Raw genomic sequence first — 22,709 nt, 5'->3', positions numbered from 1 at the left:
GGGTACGGTGTCTTTCGTGGACGCGACGATCTATCACAACCCGAAGTGCTCGACCTCGCGCAAGGCGCTGCAGGCCCTCCGCGACGCCGGTATCGAACCGGCCGTCGTCAAGTACCTCGACGAGCCCTACACGCGCGAACAACTGGTGCAGCTGCTCGCCGACGCCGGGCTGACCCCCGCGCAGGCCGTGCGTAAGCGCGAGGCCCTCTACAAAGAGCTCGATCTCGCGTCGGCCGACGACGAGGCGATCCTCGACGCGATGGTCGAACACCCGATCCTCGTCGAGCGTCCGATCGTGGTGACCGACAAGGGGACCCGCATCCCGCGGCCGTTCGAGAAGCTCGACGAGATCCTCTGAAGGGGCGTCGGTCCCGGATGAACGGGACCTTGGTCGCGTCGGCCCGCGGCCCGGCGACCGATGTGTACAGCTCTGTGCCAGAACGTGATTGAGGGTTTCGTCAACCCTCTTACGCGGTTAGCATCGGCTACATGGGCTACGAAGCGAAGATGATCATCCTGTCCACCGAAAACCTGGACGAGTCGATCAAGTTCTACACCGAGACGCTGGGCATGGCGCTGAAGTTCCGCGACGGCGCCCACTTCGCCGCGCTCGACGGCGGTCCGGTGACGATCGCGCTCGCCACCGCGGTCGACCACCCGATCCCCGGCAAGGTCGTCGTCGGCATCAAGACCTCCGACGTCGATGCCGCGGCAAAGGCGATCGAGGCCGACGGTGGCGCCATCGTGAAGGGCCCGTACGACGACGCGCACGAGCGCCGTGCCGTGGTGTACGACAACCAGGGCAACGGACTCGTGTTCTACAGCCCGCTCAACCGCTGAGCGGGTATCGGCAGCGGCTTCTGCACCGACGGCAGGGCAAGAGCGGCAATTCCGCGCAGCAGGCCCTTCGCCATGTCGAAGTAGTCGAAGTAGTCGCGCCACACCACGATCCGGCCCTTACGGACCTCGAAGCGGCCGCACACCCAGAACTGCAGATGCAGCCGCCCGAAACGCAGTTCGTCGACGCGTTCGGTGAGCACGACACCCGCGTCGTCGGAACTCACGTTGAGCATCCGGTAGTTGAACCCCACCCACGACTTCTTCGCGACACCGCCGAGCACACCGGCCACCTTGCGCTTGCCGTGGATGGTCGGCAGCGAGACGTTGGTGTACGCGATGTCGTCGTCGATGGTGTCCAGCGCACCTGCGATGTCCTCGCGCGCGAATGCGTCGAGCAGGGCCGTCACGATCTCGATCGGGGTCTGTGAGGTCATGGCTGCCCAGTATGCCGGGACGGTGCTCGCTGCGGGACGCGATGTGACATCTCGGCAGGTCATCGACTATCCTTGCTCCCGTTGTCTCGGCGAGGGTGACCAAGTCACCGTGATCGGCGCGACCATCGCAGTCTCCTCGGAGCCCCCACGCGGCCCGGTGGGTGTCCGCGGTCGGTATCCGTGCCCGTTGCTCGTCGCGACGGACGAACGACCGCAACCACTGATCAGAGGAGATCACCATGGCTACTCAGGCCTCGAAGCTGGCTGTCACCACCCGTACCGAAAAGGGCAAGGGCGCCGCTCGTCGCGCTCGCCGCGAGGGCAAGGTTCCCGCCGTGCTCTACGGCCACGGCACCGACCCGCAGCACCTGCACCTCCCGGCCCGCGACTTCGCCGCGATCCTGCGTAACAACGGCCTGAACGCCATCATCGATCTCGACATCGAGGGCACCAGCCAGCTCGCGCTCACCAAGCAGGTCGACGTCCACCCGATCCGCAACTACATCGAGCACGCCGACCTCCTCATCGTCCGCCGCGGCGAGAAGGTGACCGTCGAGGTCGCCATCGTCGTCGAGGGTGACGCTGCACCGGGCACCCTGGTCGTCCAGGACGCCAGCGTCGTCGAGGTCGAGGCCGACGCTCTGTCGATCCCGGAGCAGGTCGTCGTCAGCGTCGAGGGCGCCGAGGCCGGCACCGCCGTTCACGCCTCCGATCTGGACCTGCCGGAGGGCGTCACCCTGATCGCCGATCCGGAGACCCTGATCGTCGCCGTCAACGAGGCACAGGCCGCGGCCACCGAGTCCGACGCCGACGCCGAAGGCACCGAGGACGAGGCTGCCGAGGCTCCCGCGGAGTCGGAGTAATCCGACCCCCGACTGCTCTGCACGAGTGGTGAAAATCCCTAAGTGGTGAAAATCATTGTCGGACTCGGTAATCCCGGGTCCAAGTACGAGAAGACGAGGCACAACGTCGGCGCGATGGTCGCCGACGGCCTCGTCGACTCGGCAGGCGAGCGCTGGAAGGTTCACAAGAAGTCCGGTGCGGAGGTCGCCGAGGTTCGCCTCGGCGGCCAGTCTGTTCTCGTGGCCAAGCCACGCGTCTACATGAACGAATCCGGCCGGCAGATCGGTCCGCTGGCCAAGTTCTATTCGGTCGCGCCCACCGATCTCATCGTCATCCACGACGAGCTCGACATCGACTTCGGTCTCGTGCGCCTCAAACGCGGCGGCGGCGAGGGTGGCCACAACGGGTTGCGCTCGATCAGCCAGATCATGGGTACCCGCGATTACCTGCGCGTGCGGATGGGCATCGGTCGTCCGCCCGGGCGTCAGGATCCCGCCGACTTCGTGCTCAAGCCGTTCCCGTCCGCCGACCGAGCCGAGGTCGAGCTGATGATCCGCAACGGCTGCGACGCCGTCGAACTCCTCGTCTCCCAGGATCTCGAGAGCGCACAGAACACCGTGCACGCCTGGTAGTCCCAGCTCCCTGAGGTGCGAGCGCAGCGGCCCCCCTCGCTCCCTGAGGTGCGAGCCCAGCCGCCCCCTCGCTCCCTGAGGTGCGAGCCCAGCGCCCCCCTCGCTCCCTGAGGTGCGAGCCCAGCGCCCCCTCGCTCCCTGAGGTGCGAGCGCAGCGCCCCCCAGCTCCCTGAGGTGCGAGCGAAGCGAGCCACGAAGGGCCGCCCGACGTCATCTCACCAGGCCTTCGTGGCTCGTCGCTATCGCTCCTCACACCTCAGGAAGCACCAGAAGCTATGCGTTCTCCTTGCGGAACACCGATGTGCCCCACCAGGTTCCGAGTGCGGCCAGGATGAGTGCGGCGATCACTCCCCACAGGACCTGAGCGCTGGCGAGGTCGCCGCCGAAGGTGTCGCGCACGGCGTCGACGATCCAGCGGAACGGCATGAAGTCGCTGAGCCCCTGCAGCCACGTCGGCCCGAGTGTCATGGGCAGCAGGATTCCCGACAGCAACAGCACCGGCATCATCACCATGTTGATGAGCGGGGCCATCACGTCCTCGCTCTTCGTGGTCAGTGCCAGCGCATTCGACGCCGCGGCGCACGCACCGCCGATCAGTAGTGTGATGACGATGCCGAGGACCACGCCGACGATCGATCCGCGCATCCCCATGGCGAATCCGAGGGTCACCAGGATCAACGCCTGCACCAGCAGCTGCAACATGTCGCGCATCAGGCGACCGGTGAGCAGTGCCGTCCGGCTCGCCGGGGTGACCCGCTCGGCCTCGATGACCCCCTCCCGCCATTCGCCGATCAGGCTGAAGCCGGCGAACAGCGCCCCGAACAACCCGAGCTGCACGAGGAGGCCAGGCACCAGGAAGGTGTACGGGTTGTCCGCACCACTTGGGAATTGGGAGACCAGCGGTTTGAGCAGCGGCCCGAACAGCAGCAGATAGAGGATCGGCTGCATGACGCCGATCAGGACCCAGGCGGGATTGCGAAGGTTCATCCGGATCTGACGCCGGAAGACGATGGTGCTGTCGCGGAAGAAGCTGTTCATCGGGCGACCTCCTGCTCGGTGCGTCGAGAAGACTCGTCGGAAGTGGGTGCGGCAGAGACGGATTCGATCTCGCTCGGGTCCCCGCCAGGATCTCGTTCGGTTTCGGCGTCGCGCAGGGACCGGCCGGTGAGGGTGAGGAAGACGTCGTCGAGCGTCGGACGGATGACCTCGATCGAATCGAGTGAGATACCCGAGGCGTCGAGGTCGCGGAGGAGTCCCGGCACCGCCCGGCCGGCACGCGGCACCCGCCCCCGGACGTGGCGGCCGTCCACCTCGATCCGGCCACCACCGTTGACGCCGCTGACCGAGGCGAGCTTCTCCGCAGCCGTCGTGACCGCGGCGGCGTCGGCGACCTCGAGCGCCACCAGATCGCCGGAGACCTGCGCCTTGAGGTTGCCCGGGGTGTCCGCCGCGACGATCCGCCCGTTGTCGATGATGAGAATCCGGTCCGAGAGTTCATCCGCCTCGTCCAGATAGTGCGTCGTGAGGAAGATCGTCGCGCCGCGCTCGGTCCGCAACCGGCGGATGTGTTCCCAGAGGTTGGCGCGGGCCTGCGGGTCGAGGCCCGTGGTCGGCTCGTCGAGGAAGACCAGCGACGGTTGGTGGACCAGTCCCATCACGATGTCGAGGCGCCGCTTCTGGCCCCCGGACATGTTCTTGGGCATGCGTTCCCACAGGCCGTCGAGCTGCAGTTCGGAGAACAACGCCTGCCCGCGACGCGTCGCCTCGGCCCGCGACAGTCCGTAGAGCATCCCGTGGTCGACGATCTCGTCGCCGGCCTGGGCCTGGCTGAACGTGCCCCCGGCCTGGGACACGTAACCGATACTGCGGCGCACCGACACCGGATCGGCGACGACGTCGAACCCGTTGACCGTCGCGGTCCCCGCGGTCGGCCGCAACAGCGTGGTCAGCATCCGCAGCGTCGTCGTCTTGCCGGCGCCGTTGGGCCCGAGGAAGCCGACCACTTCCCCTTCGGCGACGTCGAGGTCGACGCCGTCGACGGCTCGCACCTCGCGCTTCTTCTTTCCCTTCCCGGTGGTGAACACCTGGACCAGACCACGAGCATGGATCATGCGGACTCCCCTTCTTTTCGACGCCGACGTGATGTGTCGACCGATCTGGGGCCCAGTTTTCATCGCAAAGAGGACACATTCGGTCCGCTTCGGCGGCGGATACCGAAATCGGTCGGTAACGATGTGCGAGGGGGATGCGGTACTTCCTAGTAAGTGGCCGGGTGAGTACCGTCGTATGTCGGGTCACATATTCGGAAGGAAGACCATGGCAGTCATCGCGGACACCTCAGGGATCAACAACATCGGCATGCTCGGGATCGGCGCCTATCGCCCCGAGCGTGTGGTCACCAACGACGAGATCTGCGAGCACATCGATTCCTCCGACGAGTGGATCTACACCCGCACCGGAATCAAGACCCGCCGCTTCGCCCGCCGCGACGAGAGCGTCATGGAGATGTCGGTCAACGCCGGACGCAAGGCCATCGCCAACGCCCTGCTGCACGGTTCCGACATCGACGCGGTCATCCTCGCCACCAACACGCACCTGCTCCTGACCCCGGCCGGCGCGACCAAGGTGGCCACCGAGCTCGGTTGCAACGGCGTTCCCGCCTTCGACGTCACCGTCGGCTGCGCCGGCTTCGGCTACGGCATGGCCCTCGCCTCGGACATGATCCGCGGCGGCAGCGCCACCAACGTGCTGGTCATCGGCGCCGAGCAGCTCTCGGTGGCCCTCGACATGACCGACCGCACCAACTGCTTCATCTTCGGTGACGGCGCCGGTGCCGTGGTCGTCGGACCCACCGAGGAACAGGAACTCGGCCCGGTGGTCTGGGGTTCGGACGGCTCGCAGTTCAACGCCATCCGCCAGGACTTCGACTGGGTGACCTTCCTCGACGGTGACCGCGTCCAGCGTCCCTACCTCCGCATGGAGGGCACCGCGGTGTTCCGGTGGGCCGCCTTCGAGATGGGCAAGGTCGCCGTCCGCGCCCTCGAGGCCGCCAAGATCGGTTCCGAGGACCTCGACGTCTTCGTCCCCCACCAGGCCAACGCGCGCATCAACGAACTGCTCGCCAAGAACCTGAAGCTGCGCGACGACGCCGTCGTCGCCAACGACATCGAGTACACCGGCAACACCTCCGCCGCTTCGATCCCGCTCGCCATGGAGGACCTGCTGTCCACCGGCAAGGCACAGCCCGGTCAGACCGCGCTCCTCCTCGGCTTCGGCGCCGGCCTCTCCTACGCCTCGCAGGTCGTCAAACTTCCCCCTGTGCCGTTCGAGTAAGACACCTCCTTCCAGATGCGGCAGTTGGTCCCGGATTCCGGGACCAACTGCCGCATCTGTTTCAGGGGTCGAGTGCCTGACGGACGCGGTCGACGACGTACCCAGGACGTTCCTTGAGGTCAGCCCACGTGAAGTTCAAGACCGTCCAGCCCTGAGCGATCAGGTCGTTTCGACGACGCCGGTCGCGCTGGAAGGTCTCGGCGTCGCGGTGGTACGCCATCCCGTCGATCTCGACGGCGAGCATCTGCTCCGGGAAAGCGACGTCCACGAAGTAGCCCTCGACGGGATGGTTGGACACGAATCCCTCGACCCCTCCCTGTCGAAGCAGATCGACTGCGAGGCGCTCGGCCTCAGAGCGAGCGCCCTCCTCGACCCCGGCGATGAGAGACGCGATACCCGGTGCATCGGCCCTTTTACGACGGCGCTTCGCTGCGGTTCGCAACTGCTCGATCGACACGCGGCGCAACAACAGCGCGGCATCGAGGACTGTGCTGTCCTTCTCGACCGAGGCCTCCAGCACAGACAGCGGCAACGAGGTGACCAGCAGATCATCCCGGGTGACCGTCTCGGCGTCCTCGAGCTTCCGATACCGGATACGAACGCCGTCGACCGACTTCGCGTGCCTCGACCGCGGTGCGGTCACCGTCAGCTTCTTCGGTGGATCATCGACGATCCCGTGCCACCATGCAGCGCCCAGACCGGACAGGGCGGCACCGCGACCGACTTCGGCGACCGCGAGCCGAGCACGCGTCCTGGCCGTGACCGGGTGGTCGGCGAGCGTATAGACCCCACGCGACTGAGGTGTCCACAGCCCGGAGTCCACACGTCGATGGACACCCGACTTCGTCATCCCGAACTCGAGGGCGTCGGCGATCGTCACGACGCCGTCGCGGGCGAGCGCGTGACGTCGGAGGCGGGAAGGCGTCTGCACGACGATTGGACGCACCGACCCTCACATCGGTTCCCAGAATCTGGGATTGCGGCAATTGGTCCAGTATACCGGCACCAACTGCCGCAACATCATTGATGGTGAGTTTGGAGCCCTCCCACCAGCCGAGTAGCCTCGAATCTCGTGAGTTCTGACGTCGCAACCGAGGTCAAGCGCCGACGTACCTTCGCGATCATCTCCCATCCGGACGCCGGTAAGTCGACCATGACCGAGGCCTTGGCGCTGCATGCGCGCATGATCAGCGAGGCGGGTGCGATCCACGGCAAGGCAGGACGCAAGTCCACCGTCTCCGACTGGATGGAGATGGAGAAGGCCCGCGGCATCTCGGTCAGCTCGACCGCCCTGCAGTTCAACTATCTCGCCGAGCACAGCGAGCCGGGCATCCCGAGCGTCATCAACCTGGTCGACACCCCCGGTCACGCCGACTTCTCCGAGGACACCTACCGCGTCCTGACCGCGGTCGACGCCGCGGTGATGCTCATCGACGCGGCGAAAGGCCTCGAGCCGCAGACCCTGAAGCTGTTCCAGGTGTGTCGCCACCGCGGCATCCCGGTGATCACGGTCATCAACAAGTGGGACCGCCCAGGTCAGACGCCGCTCGAACTGATCGACGAGATCACCGAGCGCATCGGCCTCACCCCGACCCCGCTGTTCTTCCCGGTCGGCATCGCCGGCGACTTCCGCGGTCTGCTCGACCGCCGCACCGGCGAGTACGTGCACTTCACCCGCACCGCCGGCGGCGCCAAGATCGCCCCGGAAGAGATCATGAGCGCCGACGACGCGGCGGCACGCGAGGGCGACGAGTGGACCGCGGCCGTCGAGGAGAGCGAACTGCTCTCCGAGATGGGCCAGGACCACGACCAGGAGATGTTCCTCGCCGGCCAGACCTCGCCGATGATCTTCGCCTCGGCGATGCTGAACTTCGGTGTGCGGCAACTGCTCGAGGTGCTCGTCGAGCTCGCTCCCCCGCCCGCCGGCCGCGTCGACATCGAGGGCAACGAACGTCCGGTCACCGACCCGTTCAGCGCCGTCGTGTTCAAGGTGCAGGCCGGCATGGACTCGAGCCACCGAGATCGCTTGGCGTACATGCGGATTGTGTCCGGCGAGTTCGAACGCGGCATGGTCGTCACCCACGCGCAGACCGGGAAACCGTTCGCCACCAAGTACGCTCAGGCCGTCTTCGGCCGGGACCGTTCCACTGTCGACACCGCCTACCCGGGCGACGTCGTCGGCCTCGTGAACGCGACCGCACTGGCCCCCGGCGACACCCTCTTCGACGGCCCGAAGGTGCAGTTCCCGCCGATCCCGTCGTTCGCGCCGGAGCACTTCTCGACGCTGCGTGCGACCACCGCCGACAAGTACAAGCAGTTCCGCAAGGCGATGGATCAGCTCGACAGCGAGGGTGTGGTGCAGGTGCTGCGCAACGACACCCGCGGCGACATGTCGCCGGTGCTGGCCGCGGTCGGTCCGATGCAGTTCGAGGTCGTCACCGCCCGCATGAAGGCCGAGTTCAACGTCGACACCATCATCGAACCACTTGGCTACACGCTCGCCCGACGCACCGACGCCGAGAGCGCGCCCGAGCTCGACCGGCAGCGCGGCGTAGAGGTGTTCACCCGCACCGACGGCGCGGTCCTCGCCCTCTTCAGCGACAAGTGGCGCCTGCAGTACATCGAGAAGGAACACCCCGATCTGACGCTGCAACCCCTTGTCGCCGCGGCGGATTGAGCCGATGAGGCGTTCCCTCGTGCGCAACTCCGGTGTCGGCGCGCTCGCCGTGGTGTCCGCGGCAACGCTCCTGATGTCGGGATGCGCCGGCAACCCTGCACCGGCTCCCACGTCGACGAGCGCGGCCCCCACGCCGACCGCGCGCCCGATCGATCCGGCGAAATGCGCGGAGAAACCGCCGCAGGGCAAGGTCGACCGCGGCGGGCACGACCTGACCTTCCGTTCCGGCGACCTCCAGATCGCGATCACCGAGCCGGCCGCCACGACGAGCGGGCCGCCGGCCACCGGAAGCGGCAAGAGCGCCGACGAGGCGATCAGTTGTTACGAGTTCAAGCGCTGGGGTCCCGAGCAGCCCGACGTCCCGCCGGACTCACTGTTGTTCGTGTTCAAGGGAATCGGGACCGACGGCGCCCAGATCGAGTTCCCCATCAGCGAATTGACCGGCGGCACGGTCCCACCCGCCGGCGGCGGACCGCGCCCCACCGCGGGGCCGCTGACCAAACCGATCAACGCGCAGATCGGCGTCTCGATCGACGGTGTCTACCACCAGTCGTCGGCGTGCCAGCTCAGCATCACCGGGATGTCGGGCAAACTCGCGGCCGGGTCGTTCACCTGCCCGGAGGCCTCCCGCGTCGACGCGAATCCGTTCGCACCCGACGACGACGTGGCCTACGACGCCGACGAGTCGTCAGCCAGCCCGAAGCCCGACGCCGGGACCCCGCCGACCGTCGTGCTGTCCGGACGGTTCCAGCTCAGGCCGTAGGGGTTTCGATACGGCTCGTCGCAGGCTCCTCGCCTACTCAACCAGCGAGAAGACCGGACTCATCGCAGCTCCTCGCCTACTCAACCAGCGAGAAGGCTGGGCTCCTCGCCTACTCAACCAGCGGACACAGCTCACGCACCCACGATCCGCGCGACGACCGCCGGATCGACGTCGTCGATCGCTGCGGGGTCGAAGGACGGGTTGCGGTCTTTGTCGACCAGCACCGCCCGCACTCCCTCGCGGAAGTCGTTCGTGGCCGTGATCTGTTCTGCCGCATGCAGTTCGCGGTCGAAGCACTCGTCGATCCCGGACTGCGCGCCGGCGTTGATCATCGCGGCCGTCACCCAAAGGCTGGTGGGTGAGGCCTTCTCGAGCAGGCCGATCATCTCCTCGGCCCACTCATCGCCGATCGCTCCGCGCAGACCACCGACGATGGCGTTGATGTTGTCATCGGCGAAATACTCACCGATCTTGCGGAGCGGGACATCGCTGGTCTCCGTGGTCCCCGAAGTCGCCAGCGCGTCGGCCAGCGGATCCCCGGAACGGATCGACTCGGCGACGCCGGCGATATCGGCCGAGGCCACGAAATGTGTTGCCAGGCCGACGGCCACCGCGTCGACGCCGCGGATGCGCGCGCCGGTGAGACCGAGCCACATGCCGACGCCCTCGGGCAGCCGCGGGAGGAAGTAGGTGGAACCGATGTCGGGGAAGAAGCCGATCGCGGTCTCGGGCATCGCGATCATCGCCTTCTCGGTGACCACGCGGATCTCACCGTGCACGCTGATGCCGAGTCCGCCACCCATGGCCGCGCCGTCGATGAGGCTCACATACGGCTTGGGGTAGTCGGCGACCATCTGGTCCAGCCGGTACTCACTGCTGAAGTAACGGGTGATGGCCTTGGTGTCGCCGTCGAGTGAGTGCTCGCGGATCGCCCGGATGTCGCCGCCTGCGCAGAAGGCGCGGTCGCTTGCGGAGGTGACGAGGACGGTCTCGATCGAGTCGTCGTCGCCCCACTCGCCGAGCGTGACGTATATGTCGTCGATCATGGTCTGGTCCAGCGCGTTCAGGGCTTTCGGTCGGTCGAGGACGATCTCACCGACGCCGTTGGACACCGAGGTACGAATGAAGGACATGCCCTCAACCGTAGCGGTGAGGGAAGAGAAGCCGGAGAAAACCCGTTGGCAGACCCGGACGCATCCATTACCGTGGAGCCCGCAACCGCTGCCGACCCGAGGAGTGATCCCACACGATGAAGAACTGAAGTGGCCCCGGCCGATGCGCGATGTCGTACAGACACCCGTCGGTGAATCCGAACCACTTCAGGAGATCTCGTGTCCACTCCCCTGTCCTTTTCCTCCCAGCCGTCGATCGTGCTGTCCGATGTCTCGTTCATCTGGCCCGACGGCACCGCGGTCTTCGATCACCTCAATCTGACGCTGGGCGCGTCCACGTACTCGCTGATCGGTGCCAACGGCGCAGGTAAATCGACCTTGCTCGGCCTGATCTCGCAGCGTCTCCGCCCAGCCTCGGGCAGTGTGAGCATCGCCGGGATCACGTCCCCGCCGGAGGTGGGGGTCGTTCCGCAGGACCCCCAGTCGGATCCGGAGTCGACCGTCTCCGCAGCACTCGGCATCGACTCCATCCGCAGCGCGATCCGTCGCATCGAGGGCGGTTCGGTCGACGCCGACGACTTCGACGCCGTCGGTGACGACTGGGATGTCGAGGAGCGAGCGATCGGGCTCCTCGCCCAGATGGGGCTGCCCACCGACCTCGACCGTCGGGTCGGCGCCATGTCCGGCGGCGAGGCGACGCTGCTGTCGATCGTCGCCGCACTCATGCGCCGACCCTCGGTCCTGCTGCTCGACGAGCCGACGAACAATCTCGACACCAGTTCACGGACAAGGCTTTTCGATGCCATCGACGCTTTCACCGGCACGGTGATCGTGGTGAGTCACGACCTCGAACTGCTCGAGCGTGTCGACGCGACGCTCGAGTTGTACCGGGGTCGGGTGCGTGTGTTCGGCGGCCCGTACTCGCACTACCGCGAGATCGTGGACGCCGAACAGGAGGCGGCCGAGGCGGCCATGGCGACCGCGACCGGCGACCTGCGCAAGCAGCGTCGGGAGCTGGTCGACGCACAGATCAAACTCGATCGCCGCGCCCGCACCGCCGCGACCGCCGAACGCGAGAAGCGGGTGCCGAAAATCATCTCGCACCTGCGTCGCGGTGAGGCGCAGGTGTCGGCCGGGAAGTTGCGCAACGCCCATCAGGACGACGTGGCGGCGGCCGCCTCCCGGCTCGACGAGGCGCGCGAAGAGGTCCGCAAGGATCGCACCGCCCGAATCGTGGTGCCGGAGGCCGACGTACCGTCGCGGGCCCAGGTCGTCACCGACGACCGACTCCGAATCGACGGACCGGAACGCATCGCGCTGGTGGGGCCCAACGGTTCCGGGAAGTCGACACTCATCACCGACCTCATCGCGCGCGAGGCCGTCGTCGTGCCGTATGCGTATGTGCCGCAACAGATCGTCTTCGACGACCCGTCGATGTCGATCGCCGGCCTGGTGTCGGCGCATCATCCGGACATCGGCACTCAGGAGGTGCGTTCACATCTGGCACGGTTCTTGTTCCGCGGTGCACGCGCCGACCGCGCGCTCGAGGAGCTCTCCGGCGGCGAGCGATTGCGCGTCGGCCTCGCTGACGCACTCCTCGGCAACCCGACCCCGAAGCTGCTGATCCTCGACGAGCCGACCAACAACCTGGACCTCGACACGGTCACCCAGTTGGTCAACGCGCTCGATAGCTGGAATGGCGCGCTGCTCGTCGTCTCCCACGACGCCGGGTTCCTGGATCGCATCGGGATCGACCGTCGCGTCGTGGTGAGTGCGTTGTCACCAGCGCAGAACTCCGACACATAGGCAGTTCCTCAGGGCGCCTGAGCCGCCCCCACATTGAGCGTGACGGGGGTCTCGTGATCGGATGATTGTTGCGCACCGCAACTCCCCCGCGGTGCGTCGCGACGATGACAGCCAGGAGGTCGGATGGCCACGATCGAGGTGACCGGTCGCCGCCAGCAGCAGGCCTGGGCCGACAAGGTCCTCCCGCCCGTCGAAGAGGTGCGGCCGGGTCTGTGGTCGATCCCGGTGCCGATGGGCCCCAACCCGTTGCGCTACGTCCTGGTCTACGCCCTCGCGCTGCCCGACGGCGGGCTGGCGCTGATCGACGTGGGGTGGCCGTCCGACGAGTCGTGGCGTGCTCTCGTCGACGGCATCCGCAGCACCGGTCACGATGTCACCGACGTCCGGTCGGCGGCCATCACCCACTTCCACCCGGATCACTTCGGTCTCGTCCCGAGGCTGCTCGAGCACACCGATGTCGAGCTGCTGATGCACCGTGATGATGCCAGCCACCTGCGCTACCACTCCGACGACGAGGTCGAGAGCCAGCTCGACGAGGCGCGGTGGGAGCTGCGGGTTCTCGGCGCCCCGGCCGACGTCGCGGGCCTGGGGCTCGTCGACTTCGTCCGGCTTCCCGACGGTCGGACCATCGACACGGAGCTGACCGCCGATGCCCCGCTCGACATCCCGGGCTGGAATCTGCGTGCCGTCTGGACGCCCGGCCATACCCCGGGCCACCTGTGCTTCGCCGACGACGACGCGGGGATCATCTTCACCGGCGATCACTTGCTGCCGCGGATCAGCCCCAATGTCTCCACCAGTCCCATGCAGACGCAGAGCCCGCTGGCGGATTACCTGGTCTCACTGGCCAACACCGAGAAGATGCGGGAACACGAGGCCCTGCCGTCGCACGAGTACCGGTTCCGCGGACTGGGCGCTCGGGTCACCGGACTCCTGTCGCATCACGAGGAACGTCTCACCGAGATCACCGAGGCGGTCGCCGCGCGCCCGGAGTCCACGGCATGGGAGATCACCCAAAACGTCGGCTGGTCCCGCCCGTTCAGCGACCTCAACCTGACGATGAAGCGTCTCGCACTGCGCGAGACCGACGCGCATCTGCTGGTCCTCAGCGAGCGCGGCATCCTCACCTCGACACCAGCCCCGACCGTGACCGACCTCGCCGACACCACGGTCGAGCCCGTCCGATGGTCGCTGGCGACGGTGTCCGAACACCGCACCGCGGCGTCGACCCTGTCGATGCCGGACTGACCCCGAACGAGACTCCGCCGGTGAACGTCTCACCGGCTGCCCCACCGATCAACAGAGGAGATCCCCCATGAGCGCCGTGCTCACCGAGTTCGCCGACGGAGTCGCCGTCATCACGATCAACCGTCCCGAGGCGAAGAACGCCGTCAATCTCGAAGTATCCGAGGGAATCGCGGCCGCCCTCGACGAGCTCGAGTCGCGCGACGATCTCACGATCGGCATCCTCACCGGCGCCGGCGGCACGTTCTGTGCAGGCATGGACCTCAAGGCGTTCTCGCGCGGCGAGCAGGTCTCGCTGAAGGACCGCGGTTTCGGTGGTCTCACCGAGGCCCCGCCGAGCAAGCCGCTCATCGCCGCGGTCGAGGGTTGGGCCCTGGCCGGAGGCTGTGAGCTCGCACTGTCCGCCGACCTCGTCGTCGCCGCCGACAACTCCAAGTTCGGCATCCCCGAGGTCAAGCGCGGTCTCGCCGCGGCAGCGGGCGGCCTCCTGCGCCTGCCGAAGATCCTCCCCTACCAGGTCGCAATGGAGATGGCCCTGACCGGTGATCCGCTCACCGCCGAGCGCGCCCACCAGTTCGGCCTGGTCAACAAGGTCACCGCGCCCGGTGAGGCGCTCGCCGGTGCCCGTGAGCTCGCCGCGAAGATCGCCGCCAACGGTCCGCTCGCGGTCAAGGCCACCAAGCAGGTCACCTCGATGGCAATCAACTACACCGACAAAGACCTGATCAAGAAGCAGTGGGAGTACCTCACCCCGGTCTTCTCCTCCGAGGACGCGCAGGAGGGTGCCAAGGCGTTCGCCGAGAAGCGCGCACCCCAGTGGCGGGGCCGCTGACCATCACTGCGGGCGGGCCGCTGACTGTGGGAAAGGGCGATCACTAGAGTGACCGGTGTGGACCTGCACCTCGTGACCTACTTCGTCGCAGTCGTCGACCACGGTGGGATCACGAAGGCCGCCCAGTCGCTATACATCTCCCAGCCCTCCCTGTCGCAGGCCATCCGGACGCTCGAGAAGCGTCTCGGCGTCACGTTGTTCGACCGGACCGGACGCCGCCTCGAACTGACCGAGGCGGGCCGCAAGCTCGACGACGCGGCACGACGCATCCTCGCCGACGTCGAGCGCGCCAAGCGCAAGGTCGACGCGGTCCGGGAGCTGCGGTCCGGACGCGTCGACGTGGTGACCTACGCGGCCTTCAGCATCGACCCGCTCGTCGACGTCGTCCGACTGTTCCGGGAGCGCTTCCCCCGGCTCGCGGTTCGCGTCCTCGCCGCCGACGGCCCGGCCGGCGTCCTCTCCGCATTGCGTTCCGGCGACGCGGAGATCGGGGTCATCGACTCCTCGGCCGAACACGCGACGTTCTCGGCCATCCCGATGACGGAGCAGGAGCTCGTGGTGGCGGCTCCCGACGCCCTGGTTGCCGGGTTCCCGAACACCGTGCCGCGGAGTGCGATTCGGTCGGTCCCGCTGGTCATCGATCACAGCGATCAGCACACCGCGGCCCTACTCGCCGATCTGCTCGACGAAGCCGCCGGCAACGTGGTCGTCGACTGCCCGTTACCCGCGGCCGTCTGGAATCTCGTCGAACGTGGAACGGCTGCAACGGTTGTCCCGCGCACCGTGGCCGACAAGCAGCTCGCCGGCACCCGGCAACTCGTACTCGATCCGCCGTTGACACGACCGTGGGGACTCGTGCTGCGTTCGGGTCTCCCCTCGCCCGCGGCACTCGCCTTCATCTCCGCGGCCCGGGCCCATTCCGGTCTGAGCCAGGAGCCGACCGAGACAGCGGACTGGTAGGCCACCATGGAATTACGCCAGGTCGAATACTTCCTCGCCGTCGTCGAGAACCAGGGCATCGGCGGTGCCGCCACCGCGCTGGGCGTCGCGCAGCCGACGGTCTCGCAGGCGTTGCGGGCGCTCGAACGCGAACTCGGCGTGCAGCTGTTCCACCGCATCGGTCGCGGCATGGTGTTGTCGGCGGCCGGCCGCACGATGGTGGGTCCGGCCCGCCAGATCATCCGCGACGTCGATGCCGTCGGCGATCTCCTCGCCGCCGAGGAGGACGAACTCACCGGACACCTCGATCTGCTCGCGTCCCCGGCCACGGCCGTCGGCCCGGTCGTCGACCTCATCGCCCGCTTCCGCGACATCTATCCGCGAGTGTCGGTGCGGCTCGGCGACTTACGCGATGAGACGCGGGCCGCGTCCACCATCGAGGACGGACACTGCGAGTTCGCCGTCGCCCACCTGCCGATCGCCGGTGACGCGCTCGAGGTCATCGAACTCGGCGAACACGAGTACGTCCTCGTCTACCCCGAGGGAGCCGAGGTCCCCGAGGGGCCGATCCCGCTGGGCAATCTCCCGACGTACCCGATGGTCTTCGTGCCGCGTGGGCAGTCGGTGGCCGACGAACTCGAGGAGGCCATCCGCGTCGGCGGGATCCGACCGCCCCTCGCCGTATTGTCCGAACATCGCGAGGAGCGACTCCCCATGGTGCTGGCGGGAATCGGCGGCACCCTGCTGGAACGTTCGATGGCCGACACCGCCGTCGACCGCGTCGTCATCCGCGAGACCGAACCCCGCTTCGTACGACCGTTCGCGATCGCCTTCGACCCCGCCTCCCTGTCCCCGGTGGGCCAGGCCTTCGTGGAACTCATTCGCGCACAGGTGGGTTAGCGGTTTCGATACGGCTCGTCGCAAGCTCCTCGCCTACTCAACCAGCAGAAGGTACGCCCCCGGTGGGCCAGGCCTTCGTAGAACTCATTCGCGCACAGGTGGGTTAGCGGTTTCGATACGGCTCGTCGCAAGCTCCTCGCCTACTCAACCAGCAGAAGGTACGCCCGCCCCGGCCGAGTAGCGGCGCCCCAGCAGAGCAACACGACGCCCCCACCCCGCCGGCCGAGTAGCGTCGACCGAGCGGAGCGAGGGCGCCGCGTATCGAGGCCCGTCAGGCAACCCGCTCGAAGACCGCGGCGAGTCCCTGGCCGCCGCCGATGCACATCGTCTCGAGGCCGTAGCGACCCTCGCGGCGCTGCAGTTCGCGTGCCAGTGAGGCCAGCATGCGACCGCCGGTCGCGCCGACCGGATGGCCCAGCGAGATACCCGAGCCGTGGACGTTGGTGCGGTCGAAGTCGCCTCCGGAACCGAACCGCCCGAAACCCCATTCGCGGGTGACGGCGAGCGCTTGGGCGGCGAAGGCCTCGTTGAGTTCGATGAGGTCGATGTCGGCGAGGGTCAGACCGGCCTTGGCCAGTGCCTTCTCGGTGGCCGGCACCGGGCCGATACCCATGGTGCGGGGCGGGACGCCGGCGAGACCCCAGGACACGAGCTTGACGAGCGGGCGCAGGCCCAGCTTCTCGGCGACCTCGGTGGTGGTGACGATCGCCATCGACGCGGCGTCGTTCTGTCCGCTGGCGTTGCCGGCGGTCACGGTGGCCTCCGGATCGGCCTTGCCCATGATCGGCTTGAGCTTGGCCAGCGACTCCAGCGAGACGTCCGGGCGGGGATGCTCGTCGGTGTCGATGACCTGGTCGCCGCCGCGGCCGGGAACGGTGACCGGGATGATCTCCTCGGCGAGCACGCCGTCCTTCTGGGCACGCACTGCGCGCGTGTGGGATTCGACGGCGAGCTCGTCCTGCTCCTCGCGCGAGATCTCGTACTCCTTGCGGAGGTTCTCGGCGGTCTCGATCATGCCGCCGGGCACCGGGTAGTTCTTGCCACCTGCGGTCGAGCGGGCGCGGACGAGGCTGTCGTGCATGGCGATTCCGGTGCGCGCACCGCCCCAGCGCATGTCGACGGAGTAGAAGGAGGCGTTGCTCATCGACTCGGCACCACCGGCGACGACGAGATCGTTGTCGCCCGAGGACACCTGGTAAGCGGCCTGGATGACGGCCTGCAGACCCGAGCCACAGCGGCGGTCGATGTGCATGCCGCCCACCGTGATCGGCAGCCCGGCGTCGAGTGCGATGACGCGGCCGAGGGCCGGCGCCTCACTGTTGCCGTTGCAGTGCCCGAGGATCACGTCCTCGACCTTCTCCGGGTCGATGCCGGTGCGCTCGAGCAATCCCTTGAGCGCCGTGACACCCAGGTCGACCGCGGTGAGGCTCTTGAACATCCCGCCGTAGCGGCCGATCGGGGTACGTACCGGCTCACAGATGACGACGTCTCGCATGGTTGACCTTTCGCGAAATTCGGGGTGGAAGAGTTTGGGTGAGAACAGGTCTCACATGAAGCGGCCGCCGGTCACCTCGAGCACGGTGCCGGTCATGTACGACGACATGTCCGAAGCGAGGAACAGTGCGACACTGGCGACCTCGCCGACCTCGCCTGCACGGTGCATGGGGATCTCCGACATCTTCTGGTCCCAGGCCTTCTGCGGCATCGCCTCGGTCATCGCCGAGCGGATGAGGCCGGGCTGGATCGCGTTGACGCGCACGCCGTGGTGGGCCATCTCCTTGGCCGCGGCCTTGGTCATGCCGACGATGCCCGCCTTGGCGGCGGAGTAGTTGGTCTGGCCGACCATGCCGACCTTGCCCGACAGCGACGAGATGTTGACGATCGCTCCGTGCTTGGCCTCGCGCATGATGGCGGCGGCCTTGCGGGTGCCGTTCCAGGTGCCCTTGAGGTGGACCGAGATGACCAGGTCGAAGTCCTCTTCGGTCATGGTGCGCATGGTGGCGTCGCGGGTGATGCCGGCGTTGTTGACCAGGACGTCGAGCGAGCCGAAGCCGTCGACCGCCTCGGCGAGCAGCGCGTCGACCTCGTCACCGTTGACCACATTGCATTTCACGGCGCGGGCGACGTCGCGGCCGCCGAGCTTGTCGGCGGCGGCCTGCGCGGCGTCGAGGTTGAGATCACCCACGACCACCTTGGCGCCCGCGTCCACGAAGGACCGGGCGATCTCGAAGCCGATGCCCTGGGCGCCACCGGTCACGACGGCGGTACGTCCCTCGAGGAGCGGCTGGGCGGTGGTGGATGACATCTTCGGGTCCTTCCCATGGGGGTTCTGGTGCAGACACCAGCGGCTGGAGGCGCCGGGTGATGTCAGTAATCTAACCCGCGAATCCGGCGTCGAACGCGTTCGTTTCATACGCAACGGCTATCGGAGCGATCCCGGTTTCGTATTGGACCCCTCACCGTGGACGCGCAAGAGTGGCACCATGACCGGAGTGATGCAACAACCGACCGCCACCTCGCAGGTGAGCGCGGAAGACTTCGCCGACATCCTGGCGGCGACTCGAGAATTCGTGCGCGAGGTCGTCGTGCCCCGCGAACAGGAAATCCTCGACACCGATGCGATTCCCGAGGACATCCGCCAAACCGCAAAGGACATGGGCCTTTTCGGCTACGCGATCCCACAGGAGTGGGGCGGCCTCGGGCTCGACCTGACCCAGGACGCCGAACTGGCGATGGAGCTCGGCTACACCTCACTGGCACTGCGCTCGATGTTCGGCACCAACAACGGCATCGCCGGCCAGGTGCTGGTGAACTTCGGCACCGACGAGCAGAAGGCCGCCTGGCTGGAGAAGATCGCCTCCGGTGAGGTCGTCGCATCCTTCGCACTGACCGAACCGGGCGCCGGCTCGGACCCCGCGGGCCTGCGCACCAAGGCCGTTCGCGACGGCGACGACTGGGTCATCTCCGGCGAGAAGCGCTTCATCACCAACGCGCCGCTGGCCGACCTGTTCGTCGTGTTCGCCCGCACCCGCCCGGCCGACGAGAACGGCACCGGCATCGCGGTGTTCCTCGTCCCGGCCGACTCGGCCGGACTCACTGTCGGCGCCAAGGACCGCAAGATGGGCCAGGAGGGCGCCTGGACCGCCGACGTCCACTTCGACGGTGTGCGCGTCCCGAACGCCGCACTCATCGGAGGCAGCGAGGACGTCGGCTACAAGGCCGCGATGATGTCCCTTGCCCGCGGTCGCGTGCACATCGCCGCACTGTCGGTCGGTACCGCCCAGCGCGCGCTCGACGAGTCGATCGCCTGGGCCGCGACCGCCACCCAGGGCGGCAACCCGATCGGCGAGTTCCAGCTGGTCCAGGCCATGCTGGCCGACCAGCAGACCGGTGTGATGGCCGGTCGCGCCCTGGTGCGCGAGGCCGCCCGGGCCTGGGTCGACAACACCGACCGGCGCGTCGCACCGTCGGCCGCCAAGCTGTACTGCACCGAGATGGTGGGCAAGGTCGCCGACCTCGCCGTCCAGATCCACGGCGGCAGCGGCTACATGCGCGACATCCCGGTGGAGCGCATCTACCGCGAGGTCCGCCTGCTGCGCCTCTACGAGGGCACCAGTGAGATCCAGCGCCTCATCATCGGACGCAACCTCTACAAGCAGGGCACCAAGAACGCCCAGCGCTGAGCTCACGACAAAGCGGCCGGCCATCCTCCTCAGAGGGGGGGCCGGCCGCTTTGTCTGTGCATCTCCGGAAGAGATATAGCCCGAAACCGCGCTGAGCGCGGTTTCGGGCTATGAGGTTTCGACGGGGCTCAACCGGCGGAACCGCGAGGGCTCAACCGGCGGAACCGCGAGGGCTCAACCGGCGGAACCGCGAGGGCTCAACCGGCGAAGAGGGTCAGGCGTGCGTCAGACGCTCGCGCAGGGCGACCTTCTGGATCTTGCCGGCCGCCGAGGTCGGCAGTTCCTCCACGACGACGACGTCGCGGATCTTCTTGTACGGCAACACCTGTTCGGCGACGAACGCGGCGACCGCATCCTCGTCGACGACGTGGCCGTCCTTGGGGACCAGGAACGCGACCGGTTCCTGGCCGATTGGTCCGGCCTCGCGTCCGACCACCGCGGCGGCCGCGATATCGGGGTGGGTCACCAGGATCTCCTCGAGCTCACGCGGATACACGTTGTAGCCCTTGTAGATCAGCATGTCCTTGGCGCGGTCGCAGATGTAGATGTAACCGTCTTCGTCGCGGAAGGCGATGTCGCCGGTGTCGAGCCAGCCGTCGACGAACTGTTCCGCGGTCTTCTCGGGATGTCCGAGGTAACCGTCGGTGACCTGCGGTCCACGGACCCAGAGCTGTCCCCGCTCCCCCGCCGGCAGGACGACGGTCGGGTCGTGTGCGGCGCGGATCTCGACCTCGGTGTCGAAGGTCGGGAGTCCGACGCTGCCGAGCCGGTACTGACCTTCGGCGGTCAGCGGCGCCGAGGACACCAGGCAGGTCGCCTCGGTGAGGCCGTAGCCCTCGATGATCGCCGCGGCGGGGAATGCCTTCTCGAGCTGTTCGAGCGTCACCAGGTCGATCGGCGCGGCGCCCGAGGACACGACCCGCACCGAGGTCAGGTCGCGTGACTCGACATCGGGGTGGACGGCCAGCGCATGCCACATCGCCGGGCTACCGGTCACATACGACGCCCGGTACTGCTCGATCAGCGCGAGCATCCGGCCGGGTTCGAATCGTCCGGCGAGCACATGCGTTGCACCACACAGCAACAGGAACGTCATGTTGATCAGCGCGTGGGCGTGGAACAGTGGTGACACGACGACGGTCGCGGCGCCACCCGGAACCACTCCGCGATCGGAGCCCGGGCGCGGAGTCAACCGCAACAGGCCGTCGTCGCCGACCTCGATCGCATGCCCGGCACGCCAGCCGATCATCTGGGTGGCGTTGCCGAGAACGTTGCGATGAAGTACCCGAACACCTTTCGACACACCGGTCGTCCCGCCGGTGAACGCCAGGTGCGCGACGTCCTCGGTGGTCACGGTGACGGCGGGCGCCTCACTGTGTCCGACGACGAACTCGTCGAGCGAGGTGACCCGCACGCCCTCGACCCGCACGCCCTCGACCCGCACGCCCTCGACCGGATCGGCCGAACCGTCGACGACCACCACGGTGGAGAGCGGCGAGTCGGCGGCGGCCGACAGGAGCCGATCGGACTGTTCGACCTGCGTGAAACCGGCCACCGCGCCCGTCTCGACGATCTGGCGATGCAGGCCGGGAATCGGCTGCAACGGGTTGACGAGGGTGACCGTGACACCGGCCCGCAGCGAACCGTAGTAGGAGACAACGAATTCGATGCTGTTGGTGAGGTAGATCAGCACGACGTCACGTTCGGCGACACCCGCCGAACGGAGCGCAGAAGCCACCGCCGCCGAACGCGCGTCGAGTTCGGCGTAGGTCAGCGTCGTGTCCCCGTCGACCACCGCGGCACGATCGCCGTACAGCGCGGCCATGCTGGCCGGCAGCACCGCCATGCTCGTGTCCGGGTAGTTGAGCGTCGTCGGCGCCCCGGCGCTCATCGCGGTGCCATGCGGATCGCGCCGTCGAGACGGATGGTCTCGCCGTTGAGGTAGGCGTTCTCCAGGATGTTCGCCGCGAGCTGACCGAACTCCTCGGGGCGGCCGAGGCGCGACGGGTTGGGGATGCTCGCCGCGAGCGACTCGCGCACGTCGTCACGCAGGCGGGCCAGCAGCGGGGTGTCCATGGTGCCGGGCGCGATGGTGTTGACGCGGATCAGCTTGCTGGCCAGATCGCGGGCGGCCACGAGGGTCATCCCGACGATGCCGGCCTTCGAGGCCGAGTAGTTGATCTGGCCGATCTGGCCCTCGAACGCGGCGACGGAGGCGGTCATGACGATGGCGCCACGCTCGCCGTCGATGGGCTCGAGGCGCGCGATGCGCTCGGCACCCAGCGACAGTGCATGGAACGAGCCGACGAGATTCAGCTTGATGACGAACTCGAAGTCCTCCGCCGACCCGGCCTTGCCCTCCTTGTCGAGGATGCGCATACGACGACCCGCGCCGGCGCAGTGCACGAGGCCGCGCAGGCCACCGCGCTCGTCGGCGACGTCGAGGGCGGCCGCGAACTGTTCGGCGTCGGTGATGTCGGCGGCGGCGAAGCTCGCCGACGCGCCGAGACCGTCGGCGACGGCTTGGCCGTCGGAGGTCGGGAGGTCGATCAGGGTGACGAGGCCGCCGGCGTCGAGGACGCGCTTGGCGGTGGCGAGGCCCAGACCGGAGGCGCCGCCGGTGATGGCGACCGAGAGTCCCTTGAGTTCCATTGTGCTGATGTGCCTTTC

At 67.7% G+C, this 22,709-nt stretch carries 22 protein-coding genes; 13 read left to right on the top strand and 9 right to left on the bottom strand.

Going from position 1 to position 22,709, the window contains the following annotated elements:
• Positions 1-16 precede the first annotated feature (16 nt).
• Together arsC and M1L58_RS13135 are read left to right on the top strand one after the other, a co-directional pair.
• Entirely contained in the window at positions 17-358 is a 342-nt protein-coding gene (gene arsC / locus M1L58_RS13140; protein WP_154882680.1) for an arsenate reductase (glutaredoxin), read from the top strand.
• Between the two features lie 131 nt (positions 359-489).
• Complete coding sequence (locus tag M1L58_RS13135) at positions 490-840, top strand: VOC family protein (RefSeq protein WP_248659210.1); 351 nt, start codon at positions 490-492, stop codon at positions 838-840.
• Here M1L58_RS13135 and M1L58_RS13130 read toward each other — a convergent pair.
• A complete protein-coding gene (locus M1L58_RS13130) occupies positions 819-1,274 on the bottom strand; it encodes a limonene-1,2-epoxide hydrolase family protein (RefSeq protein WP_248659209.1) in 456 nt (151 codons plus the stop codon). The two genes, M1L58_RS13135 and M1L58_RS13130, sit on opposite strands and share 22 nt — an antisense overlap.
• Positions 1,275-1,513: 239 nt before the next feature.
• Between M1L58_RS13130 and M1L58_RS13125 the strand changes: the two genes are divergently transcribed.
• Together M1L58_RS13125 and pth are read left to right on the top strand one after the other, a co-directional pair.
• The gene (locus M1L58_RS13125) at positions 1,514-2,137 is read left to right on the top strand and encodes a 50S ribosomal protein L25/general stress protein Ctc (protein ID WP_248659208.1); all 624 of its coding nucleotides are present in this window, start codon (positions 1,514-1,516) and stop codon (positions 2,135-2,137) included.
• 45 nt (positions 2,138-2,182) lie between these two features.
• Positions 2,183-2,749, top strand: a complete 567-nt coding sequence (gene pth, locus M1L58_RS13120) for an aminoacyl-tRNA hydrolase (RefSeq protein WP_248659229.1) — start codon at positions 2,183-2,185, stop codon at positions 2,747-2,749.
• A 273-nt stretch (positions 2,750-3,022) separates the two neighbouring features.
• Here the strand turns inward: pth and M1L58_RS13115 are convergent, their stop codons facing one another.
• Together M1L58_RS13115 and M1L58_RS13110 are read right to left on the bottom strand one after the other, a co-directional pair.
• A complete protein-coding gene (locus M1L58_RS13115; protein WP_248659207.1) occupies positions 3,023-3,787 on the bottom strand; it encodes an ABC transporter permease in 765 nt (254 codons plus the stop codon).
• The gene (locus M1L58_RS13110) at positions 3,784-4,860 is read right to left on the bottom strand and encodes an ATP-binding cassette domain-containing protein (RefSeq protein ID WP_248659206.1); all 1,077 of its coding nucleotides are present in this window, start codon (positions 4,858-4,860) and stop codon (positions 3,784-3,786) included. Before M1L58_RS13110 ends, M1L58_RS13115 begins: the two co-directional genes overlap by 4 nt.
• A gap of 205 nt (positions 4,861-5,065) precedes the next feature.
• On the opposite strand from M1L58_RS13110, the gene M1L58_RS13105 reads away from it, so the two are divergent.
• Positions 5,066-6,082 (top strand): beta-ketoacyl-ACP synthase III, encoded by a 1,017-nt coding sequence (locus M1L58_RS13105; RefSeq protein WP_006867410.1) that lies wholly within the window; start codon positions 5,066-5,068, stop codon positions 6,080-6,082.
• A gap of 61 nt (positions 6,083-6,143) precedes the next feature.
• On the opposite strand, the gene M1L58_RS13100 is transcribed toward M1L58_RS13105, so the two are convergent.
• On the bottom strand, positions 6,144-7,013 hold the full coding sequence (locus M1L58_RS13100) for a DUF559 domain-containing protein (RefSeq protein WP_248659228.1): 870 nt from the start codon (positions 7,011-7,013) through the stop codon (positions 6,144-6,146).
• 141 nt (positions 7,014-7,154) lie between these two features.
• On the opposite strand from M1L58_RS13100, the gene M1L58_RS13095 reads away from it, so the two are divergent.
• A complete protein-coding gene (locus tag M1L58_RS13095) occupies positions 7,155-8,759 on the top strand; it encodes a peptide chain release factor 3 (RefSeq protein ID WP_248659205.1) in 1,605 nt (534 codons plus the stop codon).
• A 19-nt stretch (positions 8,760-8,778) separates the two neighbouring features.
• A complete protein-coding gene (locus M1L58_RS13090; protein ID WP_248659227.1) occupies positions 8,779-9,522 on the top strand; it encodes a hypothetical protein in 744 nt (247 codons plus the stop codon).
• Between the two features lie 131 nt (positions 9,523-9,653).
• Here the strand turns inward: M1L58_RS13090 and M1L58_RS13085 are convergent, their stop codons facing one another.
• Positions 9,654-10,655, bottom strand: a complete 1,002-nt coding sequence (locus tag M1L58_RS13085; protein WP_248659204.1) for an enoyl-CoA hydratase/isomerase family protein — start codon at positions 10,653-10,655, stop codon at positions 9,654-9,656.
• Positions 10,656-10,853: 198 nt separating this feature from the next.
• On the opposite strand from M1L58_RS13085, the gene M1L58_RS13080 reads away from it, so the two are divergent.
• The 5 genes from M1L58_RS13080 (at position 10,854) to M1L58_RS13060 (ending at position 16,356) form a co-directional block, all read left to right on the top strand.
• A complete protein-coding gene (locus tag M1L58_RS13080) occupies positions 10,854-12,440 on the top strand; it encodes an ABC-F family ATP-binding cassette domain-containing protein (protein WP_248659203.1) in 1,587 nt (528 codons plus the stop codon).
• A 123-nt stretch (positions 12,441-12,563) separates the two neighbouring features.
• Positions 12,564-13,688, top strand: a complete 1,125-nt coding sequence (locus tag M1L58_RS13075) for an MBL fold metallo-hydrolase (RefSeq protein WP_248659202.1) — start codon at positions 12,564-12,566, stop codon at positions 13,686-13,688.
• A 67-nt stretch (positions 13,689-13,755) separates the two neighbouring features.
• On the top strand, positions 13,756-14,517 hold the full coding sequence (locus M1L58_RS13070) for a crotonase/enoyl-CoA hydratase family protein (protein WP_248659201.1): 762 nt from the start codon (positions 13,756-13,758) through the stop codon (positions 14,515-14,517).
• 57 nt (positions 14,518-14,574) lie between these two features.
• Complete coding sequence (locus tag M1L58_RS13065) at positions 14,575-15,477, top strand: LysR family transcriptional regulator (protein WP_248659200.1); 903 nt, start codon at positions 14,575-14,577, stop codon at positions 15,475-15,477.
• Between the two features lie 6 nt (positions 15,478-15,483).
• Positions 15,484-16,356 (top strand): LysR family transcriptional regulator, encoded by an 873-nt coding sequence (locus tag M1L58_RS13060; protein ID WP_006867401.1) that lies wholly within the window; start codon positions 15,484-15,486, stop codon positions 16,354-16,356.
• Positions 16,357-16,627: 271 nt separating this feature from the next.
• Here M1L58_RS13060 and M1L58_RS13055 read toward each other — a convergent pair whose 3' ends face one another.
• The gene (locus M1L58_RS13055) at positions 16,628-17,851 is read right to left on the bottom strand and encodes an acetyl-CoA C-acetyltransferase (protein WP_248659199.1); all 1,224 of its coding nucleotides are present in this window, start codon (positions 17,849-17,851) and stop codon (positions 16,628-16,630) included.
• A gap of 51 nt (positions 17,852-17,902) precedes the next feature.
• Positions 17,903-18,661: a 3-oxoacyl-ACP reductase FabG gene (fabG, locus tag M1L58_RS13050; RefSeq protein ID WP_248659198.1), complete on the bottom strand. Its 759-nt coding sequence runs from the start codon at positions 18,659-18,661 to the stop codon at positions 17,903-17,905.
• Between the two features lie 178 nt (positions 18,662-18,839).
• Here fabG and M1L58_RS13045 point away from each other — a divergent pair, with 178 nt between their 5' ends.
• The gene (locus M1L58_RS13045; RefSeq protein WP_248659197.1) at positions 18,840-20,039 is read left to right on the top strand and encodes an acyl-CoA dehydrogenase family protein; all 1,200 of its coding nucleotides are present in this window, start codon (positions 18,840-18,842) and stop codon (positions 20,037-20,039) included.
• A gap of 214 nt (positions 20,040-20,253) precedes the next feature.
• Here M1L58_RS13045 and M1L58_RS13040 read toward each other — a convergent pair whose 3' ends face one another.
• Together M1L58_RS13040 and M1L58_RS13035 are read right to left on the bottom strand one after the other, a co-directional pair.
• Complete coding sequence (locus M1L58_RS13040; RefSeq protein ID WP_248659196.1) at positions 20,254-21,930, bottom strand: class I adenylate-forming enzyme family protein; 1,677 nt, start codon at positions 21,928-21,930, stop codon at positions 20,254-20,256.
• Positions 21,927-22,691: an SDR family NAD(P)-dependent oxidoreductase gene (locus M1L58_RS13035; protein ID WP_006867398.1), complete on the bottom strand. Its 765-nt coding sequence runs from the start codon at positions 22,689-22,691 to the stop codon at positions 21,927-21,929. The genes M1L58_RS13040 and M1L58_RS13035 overlap by 4 nt, the downstream gene beginning before the upstream one ends.
• Between the last annotated feature and the right edge of the window lie 18 nt (positions 22,692-22,709).

The organism is Gordonia sp. C13, from assembly GCF_023218005.1.
Lineage (GTDB): Bacteria > Actinomycetota > Actinomycetes > Mycobacteriales > Mycobacteriaceae > Gordonia > Gordonia namibiensis.
This window is presented reverse-complemented; position numbering and strand designations above follow the sequence as displayed.